Origin of the sequence: Pontibacter mangrovi, assembly GCF_006385705.1 — a bacterium.
GTDB classification, from domain to species: domain Bacteria; phylum Bacteroidota; class Bacteroidia; order Cytophagales; family Hymenobacteraceae; genus Pontibacter; species Pontibacter mangrovi.
On sequence record NZ_VFRQ01000033.1, the window covers coordinates 1 to 771 of the forward strand.

Genomic DNA, 771 nt, shown 5'->3' on the forward strand with positions numbered 1-771 from the left:
CGAAGGGGATACGAAACAATGCTCGACTACTACAAGAAAGTAGCTCCACAACTTAACGAACCGCTGTATGCGAGACCCGCTTGTACAGTGGTGTGTGAGGCGCTCCCCGTCAGCTAACGCTGGCGGGGCCGTCTACACGATTGGCGTTTCGTTGTTTTTATTTTTTCTGCTCGTCCCACATTTCCTGAATCCTGCCCCACCATTCAGTAGCCCATTGCTTCAGGTGGTCAAGCGTCAGAGGTTCACCGTTATTATTGAAGATGCGGTAATCTGTTGCTGTCAAAGTCAATTCACCACCAGCAATTTCTTTCGAGCTGTTGCAATGAAGCACGTAAGTATCAGGTGGAGTATAGGTATAGCTTTGAACTTCAAGCCCCAGTTTATCCATGGTCTGTGGGTCGCTGGTTATTCTTTTTTCTGTTTCTCGAAGTGCAAGAAGCTTTGATTTATTAGCTTCATCGTCTCTGAACACAAAGTATTCACACAGTAAACTCCTACACCCCGACAGCTCAACTTTTATTTGATACTCCATTACGGCAAGATTCCACACTTGTCCCCAAGGAATCACAATCTCTAAGGTCATAGTTTCCCTGTCTTTGCTCACGCTCTTTATCTCAAAGTCGTGAAACATTGAAAACAGTTCTTCTATCTCTTTTTGTTTATTCATGATTCCAATGCACGCCAACGATTAGTCTAGATGGTGTTTCGTTGGAGGATCGCTGTGCTCTGCAAGTTCCTCCAATGGCATCTAGACAGTGTTGGTCGAGGTTG

General features: G+C 45.3%; 1 protein-coding gene. It reads right to left on the reverse strand.

The window, feature by feature from the left end; translation table 11 throughout:
• Window positions 1-157 precede the first annotated feature (157 nt).
• On the reverse strand, window positions 158-667 hold the full coding sequence (locus tag FJM65_RS21105) for a hypothetical protein (protein ID WP_140456511.1): 510 nt from the start codon (window positions 665-667) through the stop codon (window positions 158-160).
• Window positions 668-771: the final 104 nt, after the last annotated feature.

Coding starts and splice junctions, on each gene's coding strand:
- FJM65_RS21105 (WP_140456511.1), bottom strand. CDS start 667: ATGAATAAACAAAAAGAGATAGAAGAACTGTTTTCAATGTTTCACGAC.